Source organism: Morganella morganii (assembly GCF_019243775.1).
GTDB lineage: Bacteria > Pseudomonadota > Gammaproteobacteria > Enterobacterales > Enterobacteriaceae > Morganella > Morganella morganii.
Map to the genome: position 1 here is coordinate 2,827,959 of NZ_CP069157.1, position 23,654 is coordinate 2,851,612.

General features: G+C 52.0%; 24 protein-coding genes. 9 read left to right on the forward strand and 15 right to left on the reverse strand.

The annotated features are described in order from the left end of the window. Positions 1–29: 29 nt before the first annotated feature. From nqrM to JL661_RS13700, 8 genes are all read right to left on the reverse strand, one after another. Positions 30–257, reverse strand: a complete 228-nt coding sequence (nqrM, locus tag JL661_RS13665; RefSeq protein ID WP_024472643.1) for a (Na+)-NQR maturation NqrM — start codon at positions 255–257, stop codon at positions 30–32. Between the two features lie 18 nt (positions 258–275). Next, entirely contained in the window at positions 276–1,313 is a 1,038-nt protein-coding gene (locus tag JL661_RS13670; RefSeq protein ID WP_004237854.1) for an FAD:protein FMN transferase, read from the reverse strand. 74 nt (positions 1,314–1,387) lie between these two features. Further along, positions 1,388–2,614 (reverse strand): NADH:ubiquinone reductase (Na(+)-transporting) subunit F, encoded by a 1,227-nt coding sequence (gene nqrF, locus JL661_RS13675; RefSeq protein ID WP_004238760.1) that lies wholly within the window; start codon positions 2,612–2,614, stop codon positions 1,388–1,390. Between the two features lie 15 nt (positions 2,615–2,629). Then, a complete protein-coding gene (nqrE, locus tag JL661_RS13680) occupies positions 2,630–3,226 on the reverse strand; it encodes an NADH:ubiquinone reductase (Na(+)-transporting) subunit E (RefSeq protein WP_004237852.1) in 597 nt (198 codons plus the stop codon). Positions 3,227–3,229: 3 nt separating this feature from the next. Further along, entirely contained in the window at positions 3,230–3,859 is a 630-nt protein-coding gene (locus JL661_RS13685; RefSeq protein WP_004237851.1) for an NADH:ubiquinone reductase (Na(+)-transporting) subunit D, read from the reverse strand. Then, a complete protein-coding gene (locus tag JL661_RS13690; protein WP_015422523.1) occupies positions 3,852–4,646 on the reverse strand; it encodes a Na(+)-translocating NADH-quinone reductase subunit C in 795 nt (264 codons plus the stop codon). The genes JL661_RS13685 and JL661_RS13690 overlap by 8 nt, the downstream gene beginning before the upstream one ends. Further along, on the reverse strand, positions 4,639–5,877 hold the full coding sequence (locus JL661_RS13695) for an NADH:ubiquinone reductase (Na(+)-transporting) subunit B (protein ID WP_004237848.1): 1,239 nt from the start codon (positions 5,875–5,877) through the stop codon (positions 4,639–4,641). Before JL661_RS13695 ends, JL661_RS13690 begins: the two co-directional genes overlap by 8 nt. A 2-nt stretch (positions 5,878–5,879) precedes the next feature. Next, positions 5,880–7,223, reverse strand: coding sequence for a Na(+)-translocating NADH-quinone reductase subunit A (locus tag JL661_RS13700; protein WP_062773154.1), 1,344 nt, complete (start codon positions 7,221–7,223; stop codon positions 5,880–5,882). A gap of 413 nt (positions 7,224–7,636) precedes the next feature. Here JL661_RS13700 and JL661_RS13705 point away from each other — a divergent pair, with 413 nt between their 5' ends. Further along, on the forward strand, positions 7,637–8,383 hold the full coding sequence (locus tag JL661_RS13705) for a L,D-transpeptidase family protein (protein WP_004238762.1): 747 nt from the start codon (positions 7,637–7,639) through the stop codon (positions 8,381–8,383). On the opposite strand, the gene JL661_RS13710 is transcribed toward JL661_RS13705, so the two are convergent. After that, positions 8,353–9,129, reverse strand: a complete 777-nt coding sequence (locus JL661_RS13710) for a class II glutamine amidotransferase (RefSeq protein ID WP_062773131.1) — start codon at positions 9,127–9,129, stop codon at positions 8,353–8,355. The two genes, JL661_RS13705 and JL661_RS13710, sit on opposite strands and share 31 nt — an antisense overlap. A gap of 209 nt (positions 9,130–9,338) precedes the next feature. Then, positions 9,339–9,917: a D-sedoheptulose 7-phosphate isomerase gene (lpcA, locus tag JL661_RS13715; RefSeq protein WP_004238763.1), complete on the reverse strand. Its 579-nt coding sequence runs from the start codon at positions 9,915–9,917 to the stop codon at positions 9,339–9,341. A 356-nt stretch (positions 9,918–10,273) separates the two neighbouring features. Here lpcA and fadE point away from each other — a divergent pair, with 356 nt between their 5' ends. Beyond that, positions 10,274–12,724, forward strand: a complete 2,451-nt coding sequence (gene fadE, locus JL661_RS13720; protein WP_062773128.1) for an acyl-CoA dehydrogenase FadE — start codon at positions 10,274–10,276, stop codon at positions 12,722–12,724. 47 nt (positions 12,725–12,771) lie between these two features. On the opposite strand, the gene JL661_RS13725 is transcribed toward fadE, so the two are convergent. From JL661_RS13725 to lysA, 3 genes are all read right to left on the reverse strand, one after another. Beyond that, on the reverse strand, positions 12,772–13,869 hold the full coding sequence (locus JL661_RS13725; protein WP_024472652.1) for an ABC transporter substrate-binding protein: 1,098 nt from the start codon (positions 13,867–13,869) through the stop codon (positions 12,772–12,774). Positions 13,870–13,899: 30 nt separating this feature from the next. Further along, complete coding sequence (locus tag JL661_RS13730; protein ID WP_024472653.1) at positions 13,900–14,859, reverse strand: oxidoreductase; 960 nt, start codon at positions 14,857–14,859, stop codon at positions 13,900–13,902. A gap of 321 nt (positions 14,860–15,180) precedes the next feature. After that, entirely contained in the window at positions 15,181–16,431 is a 1,251-nt protein-coding gene (lysA, locus tag JL661_RS13735) for a diaminopimelate decarboxylase (RefSeq protein WP_062773125.1), read from the reverse strand. Between the two features lie 119 nt (positions 16,432–16,550). Here lysA and JL661_RS13740 point away from each other — a divergent pair, with 119 nt between their 5' ends. Further along, entirely contained in the window at positions 16,551–17,465 is a 915-nt protein-coding gene (locus JL661_RS13740; protein WP_004237837.1) for a LysR family transcriptional regulator, read from the forward strand. On the opposite strand, the gene JL661_RS13745 is transcribed toward JL661_RS13740, so the two are convergent. Then, positions 17,455–18,381, reverse strand: a complete 927-nt coding sequence (locus tag JL661_RS13745; RefSeq protein WP_004237835.1) for a LysR family transcriptional regulator — start codon at positions 18,379–18,381, stop codon at positions 17,455–17,457. The two genes, JL661_RS13740 and JL661_RS13745, sit on opposite strands and share 11 nt — an antisense overlap. A gap of 113 nt (positions 18,382–18,494) precedes the next feature. Here JL661_RS13745 and JL661_RS13750 point away from each other — a divergent pair, with 113 nt between their 5' ends. Both JL661_RS13750 and JL661_RS13755 read left to right on the forward strand, forming a co-directional pair. Beyond that, positions 18,495–19,373, forward strand: coding sequence for an MBL fold metallo-hydrolase (locus tag JL661_RS13750; RefSeq protein ID WP_004237833.1), 879 nt, complete (start codon positions 18,495–18,497; stop codon positions 19,371–19,373). 20 nt (positions 19,374–19,393) lie between these two features. Further along, positions 19,394–20,005, forward strand: coding sequence for a DsbA family protein (locus JL661_RS13755; protein ID WP_004237832.1), 612 nt, complete (start codon positions 19,394–19,396; stop codon positions 20,003–20,005). On the opposite strand, the gene JL661_RS13760 is transcribed toward JL661_RS13755, so the two are convergent. Further along, entirely contained in the window at positions 19,985–20,638 is a 654-nt protein-coding gene (locus JL661_RS13760; protein WP_004237831.1) for a prepilin peptidase, read from the reverse strand. The genes JL661_RS13755 and JL661_RS13760 overlap by 21 nt on opposite strands. Before the next feature lie 240 nt (positions 20,639–20,878). Between JL661_RS13760 and rsmE the strand changes: the two genes are divergently transcribed. The 4 genes from rsmE (at position 20,879) to ruvX (ending at position 23,631) form a co-directional block, all read left to right on the forward strand. After that, positions 20,879–21,610 (forward strand): 16S rRNA (uracil(1498)-N(3))-methyltransferase, encoded by a 732-nt coding sequence (gene rsmE / locus JL661_RS13765; protein ID WP_036418813.1) that lies wholly within the window; start codon positions 20,879–20,881, stop codon positions 21,608–21,610. Between the two features lie 9 nt (positions 21,611–21,619). Continuing rightward, on the forward strand, positions 21,620–22,570 hold the full coding sequence (gshB, locus tag JL661_RS13770) for a glutathione synthase (RefSeq protein WP_036418815.1): 951 nt from the start codon (positions 21,620–21,622) through the stop codon (positions 22,568–22,570). A 75-nt stretch (positions 22,571–22,645) separates the two neighbouring features. Then, the gene (locus JL661_RS13775) at positions 22,646–23,209 is read left to right on the forward strand and encodes a YqgE/AlgH family protein (RefSeq protein WP_032097911.1); all 564 of its coding nucleotides are present in this window, start codon (positions 22,646–22,648) and stop codon (positions 23,207–23,209) included. Beyond that, positions 23,209–23,631 carry a Holliday junction resolvase RuvX gene (gene ruvX / locus JL661_RS13780; RefSeq protein WP_004237826.1) on the forward strand — a complete coding sequence of 141 codons (423 nt, stop codon included), beginning with the start codon at positions 23,209–23,211 and terminating at the stop codon, positions 23,629–23,631. Before JL661_RS13775 ends, ruvX begins: the two co-directional genes overlap by 1 nt. Positions 23,632–23,654 lie beyond the last annotated feature (23 nt).

The window sequence follows — 23,654 nt, forward strand, 5'->3', positions numbered from 1 at the left end:
TTAAGGCGCCTTTGTTATATCTTCCGAATCTATACAATCCGGTTTTTATTCAGTTTCTCTTCGCGGGCAGCTTCACGTGCCATTCGTTTTTTCCGGGCATCACACGGTTCAGGACAGTCACAGACTTTCTCGACACCAATGCTGCTCAGCCCGCCGCAGCTTCCCTGAATGCTCTTGCGCTTAATAATATACCCGAGAGACATTCCCAGAAACGCGACCAGAAACAGGATAAAGGTTGCGATAAATACTTTTATCATCATATCAGCCACCTCCTTTTATTTTTGCTGCAAATAGGGCTTAAATGCCTCACTGTAGCGTTCTTCAAATCCCTTCTCTGTTTTGACAATCATAAAAACAGGGATATTTTGCGCATTCGCCACTTCAAGCCCGCGCTCCGGCCCGAGCACATTCAGTCCGGTAGAAAAGCCATCCGCACTCATGCAATTATCAGCAATCACCGTAATCGATACCAGATTATGGTTAATCGGACGTGCTGTTTTCGGATCAATGGTATGTGAATAACGGACATTATTCTCTTCAAAATAATTCCGGTAATCCCCGGATGTCGCCACAGAGGCATTCCCCGGCTCAATGATTTCCTGTGCAGACTGGCTCAACCCCTGTGACGACGGTTTTTCAATCGCAATACGCCACGGTTTGCCTTTGCCGTTAATGCCCTGTGTCCGGACTTCGCCGCCCACATCCACCATATAATTACGGATATTCTGTGATTCCAGGTATTCTGCCACCGCATCCACCCCGTAGCCTTTGGCAATCGAGGACAGATCCACATACAGTTCCGGCACTGTCTTAATCAGATTATTACCTTCAACCTTCAGTTTATCAATTCCGGTCCACTGACGGCGGGTTTCGATATCCTGCTCTGTCGGCACATGGGTCACGCGCCCTTCCGGACCAAATCCCCATAAATTGACCAGCGGGCCGACGGTGACATCCAGTGCGCCGTCTGTCAGCTGATTAATACGGATAGCCTCACGAACCACTTTTGCAGTCGCGGCAGAGACCGGAAACGGCGTATTCACCTCACGGCTCTGATTAAAACGGCTGAGTTCAGAATCCGGCCGGTAGGTGGACATCTGGTCATTGACCTCTTCCAGCACCACATCAATGCCTTTCTGCAGTGATTCCGCCGACGGGCCTTTCGGGTCAGCGACATATTTTATCGCGTAATAGGTGCCCATCGTTTTGCCGTTCAGGGTTACCTGCTGTGTTTCCGGAGTGTTATCACCGCACGCGCTCAGTAACAATGCCATCAGTGCCAGCGGCAGGAAAGCCCGTTTTATTTTTACCATATACAATCCAGTCTGATTTCAGATCATCTGCGCCCACAGGTGTGGGCGCAGTTTCGTTATGACAGGGGCGGAAATCAGCCGCCGAAGTCATCCAGCATAATGTTCTCGTCTTCCACACCCAGATCTTTGAGCATCTTGATCACGGCGGCGTTCATCATCGGCGGCCCGCACATGTAGAACTCACAATCTTCCGGTGCCGGGTGATTTTTCAGGTAATGCTCATAGAGAACATTATGAATAAACCCGGTGTATCCGTCCCAGTTATCTTCCGGCAGGGCATCAGACAACGCCACGTTCCAAGTGAAGTTTTCATTCTCAGCCTGAAGCTGGTCAAAATCTTCCTCATAGAACATTTCACGTTTTGAACGCGCACCATACCAGAAAGACATCTTACGTTTGGAGTGCAGACGCTTGAGCTGATCGAAGATATGCGAACGCATCGGCGCCATCCCCGCACCACCACCAATAAAGATCATTTCCGCGTCGGTATCTTTCGCGAAGAACTCCCCGAACGGCCCGGAAATTGTCACTTTATCACCCGGTTTCAGTGACCAGATGTAAGAGGACATAATCCCCGGAGGCGCATCCGGCACACGCGGAGGCGGTGTGGCGATACGCACGTTCAGCATGATAATGCCGTGCTCTTCCGGATAGTTCGCCATAGAGTAAGCACGCACTGTCGGCTCTTTCACATCAGACACATAGCGGAACAGGTTGAACTTGTCCCAGTCCTCGCGGTATTCCTGCGGCACATCAAACTCATCATAGCGGACCACATGCGGCGGACATTCAATCTGAATATAACCACCGGCACGGAACGGCACACTTTCGCCATCAGGAATTTTCAGTTTCAGCTCTTTAATGAAAGTCGCTTTGTTATCATTGGAGATAACTTCGCACTCCCATTTTTTCACCCCGAAGATCTCTTCCGGCAGCTCAATTTTCAGATCCTGCTTCACATTCACCTGGCACGCCAGACGGCAGCCTTCACGGGCTTCGCGTTTATTAATGTGAGACATTTCTGTCGGTAGAATATCACCGCCGCCTTCTTTGATCTTCACGCGGCACTGGCCGCAGGTTCCGCCGCCGCCGCAGGCCGAGGAGACAAAAATCCCCTGACCGGACAGCACATTCAGTAACTTGTCACCGGCCGGTGCGTCGAAGCTTTTCTCCGCATCGCCGTTGATTTCAATCTTAACGTCCCCTGTGTTCACCAGTTTTGATTTTGCAAACAAAATCAACGCGGTCAGCGCCAGAACAATCAGGGTAAACATTGCCACGCCTAAAATAACGATATCCATAATTGCGTTTCACCCTTATAACTGTACGCCGGAGAAGGACATAAAGCCCAGAGCCATCAGTCCGGTGGTCACGAATGTGATCCCCAGCCCTTTCAGGCCGGCCGGTACGTCAGAGTATTTCATCTTCTCGCGGATAGCGGCCATCAGCACGATCGCCAGCAGCCAGCCGATACCGGAAGCGAACCCGTAAACCACAGACTCCGTAAAGTTGTAGTCGCGCTGCGCCATAAAGGACACACCACCGAAAATCGCACAGTTTACGGTGATTAACGGCAGGAAGATCCCCAGCGCGTTATACAGTGCCGGGAAGTAGCGATCCAGAATCATCTCCAGAATCTGTACCAGCGCCGCAATGACCCCGATAAAGGTAATGAAATTCAGGAAGCTTAAATCCACACCTTCCATCAGTGCGCCGTCGCGCAGCAGCAGGTTGTACACCAGGTTGTTTGCCGGAACCGAAATCCCCAGCACCACGGTAACCGCCACGCCGAGACCAAACGCCGTTTTGACGTTTTTCGACACCGCCAGGAACGTACACATCCCGAGGAAGAAGGCCAGTGCCATGTTTTCAATAAACACAGCCCGCACAAAGAGACTGATATAATGTTCCATATCTTAATCCTCCTCGACTTGTGACGGTTTCAGGGTACGGATCCCCCAGATAAGCATCCCGATGATAAAGAATGCACTTGGTGCCAGCAGGAACAGTCCGTTCGGCAGATACCAGCCGCCGTTCTGTACCGTTTCCAGTACCGTCACGCCAAAGAGTTTGCCGGAGCCGATCAGTTCACGGAAGAAGCCCACCAGCAGCAGGATCACACCGTAACCCAGGCCGTTACCGATACCGTCCATAAAGCTTTCAAGCGGCGGCGCTTTCATGGCATACGCTTCCGCACGACCCATCACAATACAGTTGGTAATGATCAGACCGACGAACACGGAAAGCTGTTTGGAGATACCGTAGGCATAGGCCCGCAGGATCTGGTCAACAAGAATAACCAGCGAGGCGATAATTGCCATCTGAACGATAATCCGCACACTACCCGGGATAAAATTACGGATCATCGAGATAAACATGCTGGAGAATGCCGTCACCAGGGTTACCGCGATGGTCATAACCAGTGCAGTTTCCAGTTTGGTGGTCACCGCCAGCGCCGAACACACCCCCAGTACCTGGAGGGCAATCGGGTTGTTATCTAATAACGGTCCGAGAAGAACGCGTTTAATTTCTTTACTATCAGCCATGATTCAACGCTCCTTCGCGTACTGTTTTCAGGAACGGGCCAAAACCGTTGTCGCCCAGCCAGAAATCAAACATATGCTGGATGCCGTTTGAGGTCAGTGTCGCACCGGATAAACCATCAATGCCGTACGGGCTGTCAGTGGCGCCGCTGCGGACGATTTTGATAGCCGGCATACCTTCTTCATTAAACAGCTTTTTACCAATCCACTGTTTACGCCATTGCGGGTTATCCACCTCACCGCCCAGCCCCGGCGTTTCACCGTGCTGGTAGTAAGTGATCCCCTCGGAGGTGATACCGTCGACATCAATCGCGATAAAGGCATACATCACCGACCACAGACCGGAGCCGTAAACCGGCAGAACAATCTTGCTGGTTTCACCCTGCTCATTCTGTACCAGATAGATTTCCGCGCTGTTGGCACGGCGGCGGATTTTCGCCAGATCTTCTTCCGGTGACAGGGCAATACTGCTCTCATCACTGCGCAGTTCATCGTTGAGATCGTACTTGCCGGTGCTGTCGCTCATCTGACCGGTTTTTAAATCCACCATTTTTGCTCTGATGAATTTTTTATAGACAGCATCGATTTCGTCTGCCGGCATGGATGGCGTCAGTAACCCGGCCACATCCAGAATGTTACGCTGCTTATCCAGCATAATCTGGTTCTGCTGCGTGGACTTCAGCCCCACAGCAGAACCGGCCACGACTATTGAACACACAAGGCAAAGGACGAAGACAACGATAAACGTTCTTGCGACACTGTCCTTGTTTTTCGTTTTTTCATTAGCCACGTGCTTTTCTCCGTTTAATGTTTGCCTGAACCACCAGATAATCAAATAACGGGGCGAATAAGTTGGCGAACAGGATAGCCAGCATCATCCCTTCCGGATATGCCGGGTTTGCCACACGGATCAGGACACACATCACCCCGATCAGGATCCCGTAAGCCCATTTCCCTTTGTCGGTAAATGAGGCTGAAACCGGGTCCGTCGCCATGAAAATCATACCGAAGGCAAAACCGCCCAGGACCAGATGCCAGTACCACGGCATAGCAAACAGCGGGTTGGTGTCCGAACCAATCATATTAAAGACGGCGGACATTGCGATCATCCCGACCATCACACCGGCCACAATACGCAAAGACGCAATACGGGCAAACAGAATGACTGCACCACCGATCAGAATCATCAGCGTGGAGACTTCACCAATCGAGCCCGGCACGTTACCGATAAAGGCATCCATCCAGGAGATCGGCTGATTGGTCATGGTATTAACGAGCTGATGCTCGCCACCGACCGCCCACTGTGACAGCGGGGTTGCGCCGGAGAAGCCGTCAGCGGCAGTCCAGACGGTATCACCGGAAATCTGAGCCGGATAAGCAAAGAACAGGAAAGCACGGCCGGCCAGTGCCGGGTTCAGGAAGTTGCGTCCTGTACCACCGAAAATTTCCTTTGCGACCACCACACCGAAGGTGACAGCCAGCGCGGCCTGCCATAACGGCAGCGTCGGCGGAACAATCAGTGCCAGCAGAATGGAGGTGATAAAGAAACCTTCGTTGATTTCATGCCCGCGGATCATCGCAAACAGAACTTCCCAGAAGCCGCCGACGATAAAAATCACCCCGTAGATCGGCAGGAAATAGACGGCACCGAACAGCATTTTGCTGACCCAGCCCGCATCCTGAGTGAAGGACACCCCGATAAGCTCCGCCAGACGATAATGCCAGTCACCGGCAATCACCTGCTGAAGCTCCGCACCGCTGTACATATCCAGCAGTACCGGCATTGCCTGGTTACCGACGTTATACATCCCCCAGAACATGGCCGGGAAAACGGATAACCAGACCAGGATCATCAGACGTTTAAGGTCGATGGAGTCACGGACATGTGAACGCCCGCGGGTAACTGTCCCCGGGGTATAGAAGATGGTGGCGGCTGCTTCATACAGTGCATACCACCTCTGTAATTTGCCGCCCGGTTCAAAATGCGGCTCAATTTTTTCGAGAAATTTTTTCAGACCCATGATTATCCTTCCTGCTCAATCCTGGTCAGTACGTCACGCAGCACCGGGCCGTACTCATATTTACTCTGACAGACATAGGTACACAGCCCCAGATCTTCCTCATCCAGCTCCAGCGCACCCAGTGCCTGGGCACTGTCAGTATCACCCGCCAGCAGATCGCGCAGGAAATGTGTCGCCATAATGTCGAGCGGCATCACACGTTCATAACTGCCGATTGGCACCATAGAACGTTCGCCACCATTCATTGATGTGGTGAATGAGAACAGTTTTTTCTTAAAGAAATGACCCAGTGTGGTGCGGGTAACCGTGTATTTGTCTGTGCCCGGCATAATCCAGCCGAACAGCTCTTTCTCCCGGCCTTCTTCCAGAACAGAGACCTGATTGGTAAAACGGCCCAGATAGTGATGAGCATCATCACTGGCCACGCCCCACAGGACCGAACCGGAAATAATGCGGTTTTCACCGGCTTTCAGCTGCCCTTCGGTCAGTTCATACAGATCTGCGCCGAGGCGGGTTTTCAGCAGACGCGGATTTTCCACCTGCGGGCCACCGAGCGCCACAATACGGTCGGTATATAAAAAGCCGGTCGTGAACAGTTTACCGATGGCGATGACATCCTGGTAATTCAGAGACCAGACGGTTTTCGTTGCGCTGACCGGTTCCAGGAAGTGGATGTGCGTACCGGCAAGGCCTGCCGGATGCGGCCCGGTAAACTGCGTGTAACTAACACGATTGTTATCGGTAACTTTTGCGAAGTCATCTGTACCGTGACAAACATGAACCTTCCCTTCCGTCAGGCAGCTCAGTACCTGTAAGCCGTCATCAAATGACGCCTGTTCCTGACGGATAATCACCAGCGGATCAGCCGCCAGCGGATTGGTGTCCATAGCAGTGACAAAAATAGCAGCCGGCACAGAGCCTAATTTTGGGGTATGACTGAACGGACGTGTCCGCAGCGCGGTCCATAATCCGGAGGCCACCAGGTTTTTCTCTGCCTGTTCACGGGTCAGTGACGGCAGCTCCCGGCGGTCATAACTGTCAAATGTTAATTGCTCGTCTCCCTGTATCTCAATCACCACAGATTGTAATACACGACGCTCACCACGATTGATGGCTTTTACCACTCCGCAGGCGGGGCTGGTAAAAATCACACCGGGGTTCTTTTTGTCTTCAAAAAGAGCCTGTCCTTTCTTCACTGATTCACCTTCCTGAACCAGCATCGACGGACGCATCCCGATGTATTCCTCACCCAGCAATGCTGCGTGGCGGACTGAAGGGCCATCTTCTGTGACTTGAGCAGGTGCTCCTGCGATCGGCAGGTCGAGTCCTTTTTTAATTTTAATCATAAAATTTGCACAAGTTTTTGTTAAACCCACGTCATCACTGCCGCAGCAGCGTATGACAACTCAACAATAAAAACACTCCGGGCCGTTATTGTCGCCCCGGGCTGTTTTCTCTGATGTATGTCACGATTTTGCGTAAATCAGATCCGCATTATTTTACCACTTCACAACAATTCTGTCCGGCGAAACGAGTGACCTGGTTCAAGCAAATGGGATTATTGTGATCAGAAAAAGCCTAATAACTCGCCTTTACCGAGTAGTTAAGTCATCTTTACCGATTGCTGTTTATTTTTTAACCACAACAATATTTGTAACAACCGATTTTATTCTCACAGGAAACCATTCACAAATTATCTGCATCATGGCAATCTGTTGTTACTTTTTTCACCAACCTATTGCCACCCTGAATATTAAGAATGCGACATATCATTTTTATGATGATCGGCCTGCTGTTTTTTGCGGGACAATCATCAGCAAACACGGAAAAATCCGCGTCATTATGGCTCACAGCGCCGGTGAGTGATGTCCGGAACAGCCAGGTATTCATACAGATATTTAAAGAAGAAAAAGAGCTGGAGCTTTATAAGCGGGAAAATAACGGACGTTTTAAACTGGTAAAACGCTACCCGGTTTGTCAGTTTTCCGGCGGCCTCGGACCAAAGCAACTGACCGGTGATTTAAAAAGCCCGGAAGGATTTTACCGCATCAGTCTGTCACAGCTTAACCCGAACAGTCGGTTTTACCGAGCTATCAACCTTGGTTTTCCCAATGAATTCGACCGTGCGCACGGCTATACCGGGGATTATCTGATGGTTCACGGTGACTGCAAATCCGTCGGCTGCTACGCCATGACAGATGCTTATATTGATGAGATTTACCGCTATGTGGAAAGCGCCCTGCTGAGCGGACAGACAGATCTGAATATCGCGATTTACCCTTTCCGGATGACGCCTGAGAACCTGAACCGCCACCGGAACTCCGCACATCTGGCGTTCTGGCAGCAGTTGCAGCCTGCTTATCAGTATTTCGCTGAAAATCAGATACCGGCAGTCGTTGCGGTTGTTAACGGCCGTTATGTAACCGCTGCACATTCAGCTTTACCGGCACCGGCAGCGGATACCGGTTTGCTGACTCAGAACACGGACTCATCCCGTTCGCCGTAATAAAAGAGAACGGCTTCGCCGGGCCCGATTTTCTGCCACTGTTCATTGCCGGTCAGCGGTTGCGTGGCAATCACAGACACCACATCATCCGGCCGGGTATGCTGTGAGAAATCAATCTCCACATCACTGTCCACCAACCGCGCCTTACCAAAAGGTGCGCGGCGGGTGATCCAGTGCAGATTCGTTGAACAGTACGCCAGCACATAGCTGCCGTCTGACAGCAGCATATTAAAGACACCAAACTGCCGCAGCACATCCGCCAGCCGTTTAATTTCACGGAATACTGTCTGCAGATCCTGCGGCGGCTGTGGGTATTTTTCTTTCAGCTGATTCAGCAGCCAGCAGAATGCATGCTCGCTGTCAGTCTGGCCGACCGGGGTAAAAAAACCGGTCGGCAGATGCTCATAGCCGCTGAGCTGCCCGTTATGGGCATATGTCCAGTTCCGCCCCCACAGTTCGCGGGTAAAAGGGTGGGTATTTTCCAGTGATACCACCCCTCTGTTTGCCTGGCGGATATGGGCGATCACCGCTTCGGATTTGACAGGATAGTCACGGACAAAACGGGCAACGGGGGAGTTGCAGCAGGCACGGGCGTCTTTGAATGTCCGGCAGCCCATTCCTTCATAAAACGTAATTCCCCACCCGTCTTTATGCGGCCCGGTTTTGCCGCCGCGCGGGATCAGGCCACTGAGACTGAAATGAATATCAGTCGGGACATTCGCACTCATCCCCAGCAATTCACACATCGCCTTTCTCCCTTACCCGTTTTTGTGATGACTGAGGACTATTGTTACCCGCAATCTGATAGTTTCACAATCGCGAAAATATCATTCTTTTAGATGATTTAGTTATATGTAAGGTGATTTATGCTTATGGTGAATAAGACAGGCATTACGCCATAAAAAAGCACTCAACCGGCGGCAGAGTGCTTTTTCAGGATCCGGCTTATATCCGGTTATTTGGCCATTTCTTTTTCGATCAGCATGATCAGAATATGAATAACCTTAATATGGATTTCCTGAATGCGATCCGCATAACCAAAGTGCGGAACACGGATTTCAATATCCGCGCTGCCTGCCATCTTACCGCCGTCTTTGCCGGTCAGCGTGATCACTTTCATGCCTTTGGCGCGGGCTGCTTCAATGGCTTTAATAATGTTGCCTGAATTACCGGATGTGGAGATACCGAGTAACACATCCCCTTCACGGCCGACAGATTCCACAAAACGGGAGAAAACATATTCATAGCCAAAATCATTGCTGACGCAGGATAAGTGGCTGACATCTGAAATGGCAATCGCCGGATAGCCCGGACGGTTTTCACGGTAGCGCCCGGTCAGTTCTTCCGCAAAATGCATCGCATCGCAGTGTGAACCGCCGTTGCCGCATGACATCACTTTGCCGCCCGCTTTAAAAGAATCAGCCAGCATGACAGCAGCCCGGCGGATAGCATCGATATTATTCTCATCTTTCAAAAAGTTATCGAGGGTTGCCGCTGCTTCGGTCAGTTCACCGCGGATAAGTTCCTGGTACATAGAGATAGGCTCCTGAAAATGAATCGGATTTGTCTGTCCTGAGTGTAACGGATCTGCCGGGGTGAAAGAAGTCACAATCCGTGGTATCTGCAAATAAGACACATTGAGATTGCTGACAAAGAAGGATAAAACGTGGTTTTTCCTGGTTTATTTTTACAACCTCTGTCGGTCGTCGCCAACCCCTGCGGGTTTGTCAATGGCCGGATTTTATTTTGCTAATTTTGTGAGCTGAGTTGTAAATAAAATGTGAAATCATTGAAGTTATTCCGCCGTTGCGCTAAATCTGAACACAACAGGTCAGACCTCTGATGACATCATATTGTGCTGACACGAATATCCGCCTACGGAGGTTCATCATGTTACTAATCAGCATTATTCTGTTTATCGCCGTCACCGGGTTGCTCTCATTTCACCGGGTCAGCCTGAAGTACAGTGTAATGACACTGGTACTGTTCAGTATCGTCATGAATATCTTCCGTTTATGGCCGTTTACTGTCACCGTTTTACTGGTGCTGGTTACCCTGCCGTTTGTTATCACCCCCGTCCGTCAGGCATTGTTCAGCAGCCGTCTGATGCAGCTGTTCCGCAAAGTAATGCCGCCGATGTCACAGACAGAAAAAGAAGCAATCGATGCGGGTACCACCTGGTGGGAAGGTGATTTATTCCGCGGGCAGCCGGACTGGCAGAAACTGCACAGCTATCCTGCCCCGCAACTGACAGCAGAAGAACAGGCTTTCCTCGACGGCCCGGCAGAAGAAGCCTGCCGGATGGCCAATGATTTTGAAATTACCCACGAACTGGCGGATCTGCCGCCTGAATTATGGCAATTCCTGCGCGAGCATAAATTCTTCGCCATGATCATCCGCAAAGAATACGGCGGCCTGGCGTTCTCCGCCTATGCCCAGGCGCGGGTCCTGCAAAAACTCGCCGGGGTTTCCGGTATTCTGGCCATTACTGTCGGCGTGCCCAATTCGCTGGGGCCGGGCGAGCTGTTACAGCACTATGGTACTGATGAACAGAAAAAGCGCTGGCTGCCGGGACTGGCCTCCGGGGAAGAGATCCCCTGCTTTGCCCTGACCAGCCCGGAAGCCGGTTCAGATGCCGGTGCCATTCCGGATACCGGGATTATCTGCACCGGCGAATGGCAGGGTGAACAGGTTCTCGGCATGCGCCTGAACTGGAATAAACGCTATATCACCCTGGCACCGGTCGCCACCGTGCTGGGTCTCGCCTTTAAACTGTATGATCCGGATAAACTGCTCGGTGAAAAAACCTCGCTCGGGATCACCTGCGCACTCATCCCGGTAAATACCCCGGGGGTTGAAACCGGCACCCGTCATTTCCCGCTCAACGTCCCGTTCCAGAACGGCCCGACACGCGGTAAAGATGTCTTTGTGCCGCTGGATTATATTATCGGCGGCCCGGCAATGGCCGGACAGGGCTGGCGCATGCTGGTGGAGTGTCTGTCGGTCGGGCGTGGTATCACTCTGCCGTCCAATGCCACCGGCGGGCTGAAAAGTGCGGCCATGGCAATTGGCGCTTATTCCTACATCCGTCGTCAGTTCCGGATGCCGATCGGCAAAATGGAAGGGATTGAGGAGCCGCTGGCGCGGATTGCCGGAAATGCCTATCTGATGGATGCCGCCGCCACGCTGATCACCACCGGTATTATGCTGGGAGAAAAACCGGCGGTTCTGTCCGCGATTGTGAAATACCACTGTACCCACCGGGGACAGCGCGCCATTATTGATGCCATGGATATTGCGGGGGGTAAAGGTATCTGCCTCGGGCCGTCCAACTTCCTGGCCCGCAACTATCAGGGGGCGCCTATCGCGATTACTGTCGAAGGTGCCAATATTCTGACCCGCAGTATGATTATCTTCGGTCAGGGCGCTATCCGCTGTCACCCGTATGTACTGACTGAAATGGCCGCAGCGGCGGATAATCAGCTGAATGACTTCGATAACGCACTGTTTTCTCATGTCGGCCATATGTTAACCGCCGCCACCCGCAGTTTCTGGCTCGGATTATCTCGCGGGCATTTCAGCCCGTCACCGTTCCGGGATGCCACCCGCCGCTATTATCAGCATCTCAACCGGCTGAGCGCCAACCTGGCACTGTTATCTGATATCGCCATGGCGACACTCGGCGGCAGTTTAAAACGCCGTGAGCGGATTTCCGCCAGACTCGGCGATATACTCAGCCAGCTTTACCTGGCATCCGCCACCTTAAAACGCTTTGATGAAGATGGCCGTCCGCAGGCAGATTTACCGCTGGTGCACTGGGCAGTACAGGATTGCCTGTATGAAGCCGAAAAAGCCATGGATGAACTGCTGACCAACTTCCCTGACCGCAGAGTCGCCGCCCTGCTGCGCCTGACTGTCTTCCCGACGGGCCGCCATCACCGTCCGCCGTCAGACAAACTGGACAGCAAACTCGCCCGTCTGCTGCAGGAACCGTCAGAGACCCGCGACAGAATCGGACGCGGGCAATATCTGACACCTGAGCCCAACAACCCGCACGGGCTGCTCAATGCCGCCCTCAGTGATATTCTCGCCGCTGAGCCGCTGGTGGATCGCCTGAGCCGCATGGCTGAAAAACACATTGATTTCACCCGGCTGGATAAACTGGCAGATATTGCCCTGGAAGACGGAAAAGTCACACCGGAAGAGGCTGATATTCTGCGTAAAGCGGAAGCCAGCCGTCTGCGCTCGATTAATGTGGATGAGTTTGCACCGGAGATTATCGGCTTAAAATCACACGCTAATTCTCACCGTTACCGCAAAGGTGAAAATCCCGGCGCATAAATAACACGGCGGAGCAGTTCTCTGCTCCGCCATTACTGTGCTCTGTATTACCGTCCTGTGCTGCTGTTGCCGGTCATATTGGCATCCAGGCTGAGGATCTCCCGCATTTGTGCGTCTGTCAGATCGGTATCAAAGAACTGCTTAAAGAACTGACGGATATCCTGCTGTATTGCCGCATCATCTGCCGGTTTACGCTTAACCCGCGCTTCAATCCATTTCATCATCAGCGGCGTTTCTATCCCCGGTGCATCCCAGCGGTAAATACCGATAGGCGCTTTATAGACACGTTTATTCTTCACGGCTGAAATCGTTTCTGTCCCCTGCCAGCCGACCGTATTCCGGTACACATCTTCCGGCACGAATGAATCAAACTGGCTCAGAATAATAATTTCCGGATCCAGGTTAATCACCTGCTCTGCCGACACCGTGATCCAGTTTGGTTTAACCGGCATATCATCTGTCAGGTTAATACCCCCGGCCCGGTTGATCATCAGGCTGTTTACCGAGGTCTTTCCGGCCACCGTCAGGTTTTTATCTCTGACATACAAAATGCCCGGCTTTCCGTACGGCATCTCGCGAATGGTCACCGGGGTTGAGTCTCTTGTCACCGTGTTCACTGACTCAATCTGATGATCAAAAAAAGCCAGTAAATCTGCGGCCCGCTTTTCTTTGCCCAGAATATCGCCCAGCAGCCTGATCCCGTTTTTCACATCATCCAAATCACCGTATCTGATTGCCACTGCCGGGATGCCGAGTTTATCCAGTTTCTCTTTTTCTTCTTTCTGGTAATCCCAGATAATCACCAGATCCGGATTTAACCTGACCAGCTCTTCGCCGTTAATCGTGAAATCTTTATTCACAAAGGTGCTGTTTACCTTCTCAATACCGGGAGCCAGTGTTTTTAAAATACTGTTGCGGTAAGCCTCTTTTGCTGACGGATGCATCCCCGCAATTTTTGCATCTGAACCATCCACCACATAAATCATCGACATCCACGGAATAGGCACAACCGCAATCCGCTGTACCTTATCCGGAATAGTGACCCGGTTCCCGGCGAGATCGGTGATTTCTTTTGCCCCGGCACAATTGAAAAACAGCAGTAATACACCGGCACTGAAAATACGTTTTAAGGCTGATATTGCCATGTTATCTTCCTGTCATTGTATTTACTGTTATCAGCGAAATGCCCGGATATACGGACGGGGAATTAATTTACGATCATATTTCAGTAAATATTCCAGATACCAGTTAGGATTGCGTAATAACCCGCGGCCGACAGCAATTAAATCCGCATACTGATGTTCTAATATATCATCGGCCAGTTGGTGATCACGAATACCCCCGACAACAATAACCGGTTTTTCACAGCCTTTTTTTACCCCTTTGGTATCTTCCAGCTGATAAGCAACACCTTTGTTTGTTCCGTGCATCTGACTGCCGCCATTAGATATATGTACAATATCGATAAGCGGATTAATATTACGCAGAATTTTTTGTGTAAATGAAATACTGTCTTCTTCGCAGTAACGGGTGCCGATACGTAAAATAATCGCTTTATCTTCCGGCCAGGATTTTCGGATTGCGGTCAGTAATTCAGTCAGGAAAATAACCGGATCGGCATATTTATCGCTGCGCTGATTTGTCCGCCGGTCAATAAACTGAGAAATTAAAAACTCATGGGATGCCATAATTTCCAGGGCATCAAAACCAGCTTTATCTGCCCGTGCCGCCGCGCGCGTATAACAGTCAAATAATGCCGTAATATCTTCTGTTGTTAATGCATTAATATCCTGAATAATATTGCCGGATTCCAGCCGTGACTTGCTGCCTGCATGATTAAGCTGAATTGCCACTTTACTGCCTTCATTTTGCAGCATTGCCACAATCTGCGCCAGCATCGCAACATGCCCGTCCTCATATAAACCCAGGGCACCACTGCCCAGGCGGCCGTCAGCGGTAACCGCGCACTCTTCCATAATAATCAGCCCGACCTGGCCGACAGCAAAAGACATATAATGCGCCAGATGAAAGTAATCCGCGTAGCCGTCAGTGGCACGTTTTATTCTGACCGGCGGATAAACTAATTTATTTTTAAGTGTTAATTTCTCTGATACAAATGGCTGCATTAAATTCATAATACACACGTCCCCGGAAAAAGCTGACCGGCACTGTTATATAAAAACTGTACCGGTGATAAATAATAAAGTAACTGAAGAGATAATAGAGGTAACAGTGCGGGGACTCTATGACAGGCCATCTGTTTTATAACGTCTGTCACACTCTGCCGGGATACCGCCTCCGGATGCAGTTATTGCGTTAATAATCATCATTATATTGTTATCTTTATGTGATAAAAAATAACAATAATATACTCCTGGGGAGTATAAAAATAAAATCCCCGGGATGTTATTTCCGGGGATTTTAAATATCAGATAAAAACGATAACGGATAATATATTATTCCGTAATTTCCAGCGCCATCAGTTCATCAATGGTCTGACGACGGCGGATCAGTTTTGCCTTTCCGTCAGTAAATAAGATTTCCGGTAATAACGGACGGCTGTTGTAATTCGATGACATCGACGCACCGTATGCCCCGGTATCGTGAAAGACCAGAAAATCATTCACACCGGCTTCCGGTAATGCACGCGGCACCACCATTCCGCCTTCCAGCTGGGTAAACACATCCCCGGATTCACATAACGGCCCGGCCACAATCGTTTCCCGCACTGTGCTGTTTTGCAGCTCTCCCGCTGCCGGTAACACAGAAATATGGTGATAACTGCCGTACATGGCCGGACGCATCAGGTCATTAAAACCACTGTCCACCAGCACATAGTGACGGCTCCCCATACCTTTGACCGCCCGCACCTGTGCCAGCAGAATACCGGATTCCGCCACCAGATAACGACCCGGTTCAATTTCCAGGGTGATCTCACGGCCGAGATGGCGGGCAATACGTGCCCGGGCGGCATCCCAGAGTGAAAAATAATTATCGATATCAATAATTTCATCCCCTTCACGGTAAGGGGTCGATAATCCGCCGCCGGCAGAAATCGCGCTGATATCCAGATTATTAGTGATCACCAGTTCGGCCATGGCATCACAGACCGTAGCCAGGTGCTCATAATCCACACCGGAACCGATATGCATATGGATGCCGGTTAATGTCAGCTGATAATGGCTGATCTCCGCCAGTGCTTCACCGAGATCCGCAAACCAGATCCCGTGTTTGCTGTTCTCGCCACCGGTATTGGTTTTCTGGCTGTGGCCGTGACCAAACCCCGGATTAATGCGCAGCCACACCGGATGTCCCGGACGACGGGCACCAATCTGGCGCAGCATATCCACCGAGCCGGTATTCACCGCAATGCCGAGTTCCAGCACACGATCCAGCGTTTCTTCTGTGATCATATCGGCGGTAAAAACTATCTCATCCGGACGGTAACCGGCTTTCAGTGCCCGTTCAATTTCCCCGGCAGATACAGAATCCACTTTTACACCATGCTCATGCATCAGGCGCAGAATATGAATATTGGAATTGGCTTTCTGCGCAAAACGGATCACATCAAAGTGGTTCAGCCGTGCAATACGGCTGACAATCACCTCACTGTCATACAGCCACAGCGGGGTACCGTACTGCTGAGCCAGGCTGCGCAGGGCATCCGGGGTAAACGGGGCGCGGAGTGTTTTGGTTGCGATGGTCATGATGTTGTGCTCTTTTTGATCGTGATCTCATTTTTTTTCCATCGTGACAAAAATTCTGCGCGATTTAAAATATCTGATTTGCTAAGATCTATTCATTACTGATATGGACTTGATGAATAATGGAACACTACTCCTGGCGTCACATTGATATTTTCCACGCGGTTATGACAACAAAAAGTCTGACGGATGCCGCGCAACTGCTGCATACCTCACAGCCGACGGTCAGCCGGGAGCTTGCCCGTTTCGAAAAAATCCTCGGGTTCCGTGTTTTCGACCGCATCAAAGGCCGCCTGCACCCGACAGAACAGGGGCTGCGGTTATTTGAGGAAGTGGAGCGATCGTATTACGGGCTTGAGCGCATCAGCCGGGCAGCGGAGAGCATCCGCCAGTTTCAGCATGCCCAGCTGGCAATCACCTGTCTGCCCGCCTTTGCTCAGTCATTACTGCCCGCGGTCTGCCGCACATTTCATGCGCAGTATCCGGATGTGAATTTTGAAATCGCCCCGCAGGAATCACCGCTTCTTGAAGAGTGGCTCTCCGCCCAGCGTTATGACCTCGGGATCACCGAACATCAGCTGACACCACCCGGCACCCTGCAGGAAACCCTGCTCACGCTCAGTGAAGTCTGTGTGCTGCCGGAGTCGCATCCGCTGTGCAGCAAATCAGTACTGACCCCTGCTGATTTTGCGCAGCAGAATTTTATCAGTCTGTCCGTTGCGGACAGTTACCGGCAGAAAATCGATACATTGTTCAGTGAAAAGCAGATCCCGCGCCGGATGATCATGGAAACACACAGTGCGGCCTCGGTATGTGCCATGGTCAGGGAGGGGCTGGGGGTGTCTGTCGTTAACCCGCTGACTGCCATGGATTGCAGCGGAATTTGTGTCCGCCCGTTCAGTGAGGATATTCCGTTCACCGTGAGCCTGATCCGCCCGCTGCACAGGCCGCATTCTGTACTGACAGATATTTTTATCACCCATCTCCGCCAGCATATGCAGGCCGTTCTGCGGCAGTTAAAGCGGGTTACCGGTTAGTTTTTTCATCCAGCAGATACGGCAGCCAGTCCGGCGAATGCGCAAACCACTCCGCCAGAAAATCCAGCAGCAGGCGCAGCGGCCGCGCCATATGCTCGCGGCTGGTATAAATGCCATAAATGCCGAGCGCAGGCAGCCGGTATTCAGGAAACAGACGTACCAGTCGCCCGGTTTTCAGATGTTCATACACCGAACAGTAAGGCTGCAATGCAATACCTTCCCCGTTCAGCGTTGCTTCCAGCAGAAAAGTGGATTCATTGGCACTGAGCGCCCCGCTTACCGGGACAGAAATCACCTGTTCATCCCGTTCAAACAGCCACAGACTGCGGCCGTAAAAATTATAGGTCAGACAGGTCAGTTCACTGAGTGCTTCGGGTGACGGCGGGTACCCGTGTTTTTCCAGATAGGCCGGTGATGCACAGACCACAGAATCACAACGGGAAAGCGGCTTCGCGATCAGGTTTGGTTCGAGATTGTTGGTGATGCGGATCCCCAGATCAATGCGCTCCTCCACCAGGCTGATCGCCTTGTTTGTGACCTGCACATCGACAGCAACAGCCGGATAGCGGGCCCGGAACTGCACAAGCGCCTTTGACAGTGCCACCATCGCCAGTGACTGGGCACAGGTGACACGCACCAGGCCGCTGACCGCCTCATCTTCCGTCACCACCGGACGGGCAATCGCCGTTGCCAGTGACAGCAATTCCCGGCTTTGCGTCAGCACCGCTTCACCGGCGGAGGTCAGCGTCAGACTGCGGGTTGTCCGGTTCAGCAACCGCACACCGGCCCAGTTTTCCATTTCGGCCAGATAGCGCGTGACCATCGCGCGGGACATTCCCAGCATATCCGCAGCTTTGCTCATGCTGCGCTGTTCGGTAATGGCAATAAAAACCTGAGCGGCAGTGATCCTGTCCATTTTATTTGTCCGGTTTATGCAACAATGAAGACCGGATTATGGGGTTTTTCCGGCGGATTATGCAACTTATTATAGCGTCATCTTAACGATTCACCTGCAAAAAGGATAACACCATGACTTCTGCAATCCGTACCTCACTGGTATTCAGCGCCCTGATGGGGGCTTCTTTTGTTACTGCCGCCGCACCGCTGTCGCTGGAAGTGTATAACCCCGGCGAAAAAAGTATCTTCCCGGTTTCCTCGGAAATCATCAGCGGCAAAAATGAGGTGGTTCTGATTGATGCCCAGTTTCAGAAAGATGATGCTCAGGTACTGGCGGATAAAATTCGTGCGACCGGCAAAACGCTGACCACCATTTATATCAGCCATTCTGATCCGGATTTCTATTTCGGTCTGGATGAACTGAAAAAAGCCTTCCCGCAGGCTAAGATTGTCGCCACTCCGCAGACCGTCGCACTGATTAAAGAGAGCAAAGACGGCAAACTGGCTTACTGGGGACCGGTTCTGAAAGAGAATGCCCCGCAGAGTATCATTGTGCCGGAACCGTTAGAAGGCAACCGCATTATGCTGGAAGGGGAAAGTATTCTGATTGAGGGACTGAACAGCCCGGCGCCGGAGCGCAGTTATGTATGGGTGCCGTCACTGTCCGCAGTGATGGGCGGCGTGCTGGTTTCAGAGAATATCCATGTCTGGCTGGCGGATACGCAAACCCCGGAATCCCGTCAGTACTGGCAGCAGTCGCTGAAAAGTATGCAGGACAAACATCCGGCCACCGTGGTGCCCGGCCATTATGTCGGTAACAGCCATTTTTCACCGGCTGCCATTACCTTTACCGCAGATTATCTGACCCGTGCGGAAACCGCTCTGAAAGAGAGTAAGGACTCACAGCAGATGATCAGCACACTGAAAGCCGCTTACCCGGCCCTGGCGGATGAGTCAAGCCTCGAACTGAGTGCCAAAGTGCTCAAAGGCGAAATGCGCTGGCCGCAGTAATCTGATTTAAGGAAAACAGAATGTCAGTAAAAACGCTGCACTATATTTATGATCCGCTCTGCGGCTGGTGTTATGGTATCGCGCCGTTTATTCAGGCAGCACATAAGCAGGGCGTGACGATCGCCCTGCACGGCGGCGGAATGATCACCGGTTCACAGCGCCGCCCGGCAGATGACAGCATGCGGGAGATGATCCGCAACCACAATCAGCGCATCACTCAGCTGACCGGACAACCGTTTACCGATGCCTTTTACACCCTGCTGAAAAATCAGGAGTGGGTGATGGATTCCGTGCCGCCGATTGCCGCTATTCTCAGTGCACAGGCGCAGTCCGGTAAAGGCATTGACATGCTGGAAGCCTGCCAGAAAGCCTATTATCAGGACGGGCTGCCGCTTAACCGCGATACTTTGCGCAGACTGGCGGATAAACTTGGTATCAGTGATATTCAGTCTGATAATACTGAGCAGCATATTCATGAGAGCCGTCAGTTATTTGTGCATAACCCGACCGGCGGCTTCCCGACCCTGCTGCTGGAAGAGGACGGCGCATTTCAGCACATCCCGAACCAGGCTGTACTCGGTGCGGAATCACACTGGGAAAGGCTGATCCCGTTACTGAAAACGACTGCCTGATATCATTCCCATCACCATAATCATCCCCGCAATTAAATGCGGCCCGAAGGCAATAATGCGCGGGCCGCATCGCGGGTGATGATGACAGCGGTGACGTAAATATTGCAGCCCGGACACCACCAGCGCGGACACACAGGCCAGCATCAGCAACAGCGCGAGCTGTTCCGCCCCCACCCAGGCACCGGAGGCAGAAAACAGTTTGATATCCCCGCCGCCCAGGCCGCTTTTTTTCCGGCACCAGGCATAGCCTTCCGCCACACTCCAGAGCAGAAAAAAACCGCCGATCACCCCGTACAACGCGGAAGAGATCGTCACCAGCCGGACCTCATTCTGAAACAGCAATCCGGCCCACAGCACCGGAAACACCAGTTTATCCGGCAGATAAAATACCGAGTTATCAATATGAAACAGCATCACCAAGCACAAAAACAGCAGTGTCAGAAACAGGACATACACACCCTGCCCGTCTGACCAGAACACTATCAGCACGCCGGATAACAGGCAGTGCAGATACAGCCACCCGCCCGGTAACCGCTGCGGATACTGATAGTAATGGCGCAGAATATATTCCGTCCCGGCTTTCAGCGGCGGCGGCAAAAATACTCCCCAGATAATCATAATCAGCCAGTCCATGTTTCCCCCGCGCCTTTCTCTGTTGCGATATCCGCAGCCTGCCTGACCGTCCCGGGAAAGACACGTTTTTTTCCCTGATTACAGCCGAATTACATTTTTTTCGATCCATCACGCAATATTGACAGTTACCCCGGCATGTAATGATCCCGGCTGATGCTTGCAGTGAGGATCCCCCCTCTATTATCATGGGGCAATGTGTATCAACCGGCAGCGTGCCGGCAGAACGTAAAGGATATTTTCATGCGGATCCCGCGCATTTATCACCCCGCCACTTTAACCCCCGGCATGGTGACAGAACTGACAGATGACGGCACCAACCATGTTGCCCGTGTGCTCCGGATGAAAACCGGCTATTCCCTGATCCTGTTTAACGGCACCAACCGGATTTTTAATGCCGAAATTACGGATATCAGCAAAAAAAGTGTGTCCGTCCGTGTAACAGATGAGCAGGACGACAACCGCGAATCCCCGCTGTTCATCCATCTCGGACAAGTGATGTCACGCGGCGAAAAAATGGAATTCACCATTCAGAAATCCGTTGAACTGGGTGTTCAGATTATTACCCCCCTGATCTCTGAACGCTGTGGTGTTAAACTGGACGGTGAACGGCTGGACAAAAAACAGCAGCAGTGGCAGAAAATTGCCATCGCCGCCTGCGAGCAGTGCGGCCGCAACGTGATTCCGGAGATCCGCCCGGTGCAGAGTCTGGAAGCATGGTGTGCGGAAAATGATGATGCCCTGAAGATAAATTTACATCCGCGTGCATCACAAAGTATCAATACACTGCCCGCAGAAACCGCTAAAGTGCGATTGCTGATTGGCCCGGAAGGCGGGCTGTCGGCAGAGGAAATCGCGATGACCGCCGGTCATCAGTTTACCGACATATTATTAGGGCCGCGTGTATTACGCACAGAAACCACCGCGCTCACTGCAATCACCGCATTGCAGGTGCGTTTCGGCGATCTGGGTTAAGGAGAAAAAATGATCAAGCTCGGTATTGTGATGGATCCTATCGATTCCATCAAAATCAAAAAAGACACCAGTTTCGCGATGCTGCTCGAAGCACAGCGCCGTGGTTATGAAATCCATTATATGGAGATGAATGACCTTTATCTGCATCAGGGCGTTGCCCGTGCCCGTACCCGCACTCTGACGGTGAAAGAAGACCCGGCAGGCTGGTATCAGTTCGGCAGTGAGCAGGATATCGCGCTGGGTACACTGAATGTCATTCTGATGCGCAAAGATCCGCCGTTTGATACTGAATTCATTTACGCCACCTATATCCTGGAGCGTGCGGAAAGTGCCGGTTCCCTGATCGTCAACAAACCGCAGAGCCTGCGCGACTGTAACGAAAAACTGTTCACCGCCTGGTTTGCCGATCTGACCCCGGACACCCTGGTCACCCGCAGTGCACAGCGTCTGCGTGAGTTCCACAAAAAACACGGTGATGTGATTTTCAAACCGCTCGACGGCATGGGTGGTGCGTCTATTTTCCGTCTGAAACAGGATGACCCTAACGTCGGTGTGATTATCGAAACCCTGACAAATCACGGTCATACTTTCTGCATGGCGCAAAACTTCCTGCCTGCCATCAAAGACGGTGACAAACGTATCCTGGTGGTGGACGGCGAGCCGGTTCCTTACTGCCTGGCGCGCATTCCGGCCAAAGGCGAAACGCGCGGTAACCTCGCTGCCGGTGGTCACGGTGAAGTGCGTCCGCTGAGTGAGAGCGATTGGGCCATTGCCCGCAGCGTGGCACCGGTCCTCAAAGAAAAAGGTCTGATTTTTGTCGGCCTCGATGTAATCGGCGACCGCCTGACTGAAATCAACGTAACCAGCCCGACCTGTGCCCGCGAAATTGAAGCCGCACAACCGGATGTTTCTGTCACCGGCATGCTGATGGATGCCATTGAAAAACGTCTCGGCCGGTAACAGCCGGCGCTGTGTCTGTACATTCACACCCGCAGGCTGTTTTTTCCGGTCTGCGGGCAGACTGAAAAGAAGGTTATGAACTTACAACATCATATTCTCATTGCTATGCCCTCGCTGGATGATCCGTATTTTGCGCGTTCAGTTGTGTATCTGTGTGAACACAATGAAAACGGGGCGATGGGACTGGTGATCAACAAACCGATCGAACAGCTGTCTGTCGGTAAAATTCTGCAGAAGCTGAAAATCTCCCCGGACATCCGTGATGAAAATCAGTCGCTGGAAAAACCGGTTCTGGTCGGCGGTCCCGTTTCCGAAGAGAACGGCTTTGTTCTGCACTCCGGTGATAAAAAGTACGCTGCCAGTACCCGCCTGACCGATGACCTGTTTCTGACCACCTCAAAAGACGTGCTGGAAACGCTGGGAACCGCAGAGCAACCGGAGCACTACCTGATGACGCTCGGTTACTCAAGCTGGACGGCCGGTCAGCTGGAGCGGGAAATCATGGAAAACAGCTGGCTGGTGGCGGATGCCAGCGAGCGCCTGCTGTTCCGTACCCCGATGCCCGACCGCTGGCGCGAAGCTGCCGCCGGTATCGGCGTGAATATTTACACCATCGCACAACAGGCCGGACACGCATAATGAGCAGCAATACTGTGATTGCCTTTGATTTCGGCACCAAAAGCATTGGTGTGGCTGTCGGTCAGACCATCACCGGCACCGCCCGCCCGCTGGCGGCACTGAAAGCCCGTGAGGGAATTCCTGACTGGGAGCTGATCGCCGCTGTGTTCCGTGAATGGCAGCCGGATTATGTGGTTGTCGGCCTGCCGCTCAATATGGACGGCACGCCGCAGCTGGTCACTAATCAGGCGAAAAAATTCGCCAACCGCCTGCACGGGCGTTTCGGGATCCGCGCTGAACTCCATGACGAACGCCTCAGCACAGTGGAAGCCCGCGCCAATCTGTTTGCAGACGGTGGCTACCGCGCCCTCGGCAAAGACAAAGTGGATTCCGCCTCTGCCGTGATTATCCTTGAAAGCTGGTTCGAACAGCTTTACGGCTGATTATCCCGCACCCGGCGCGCGGT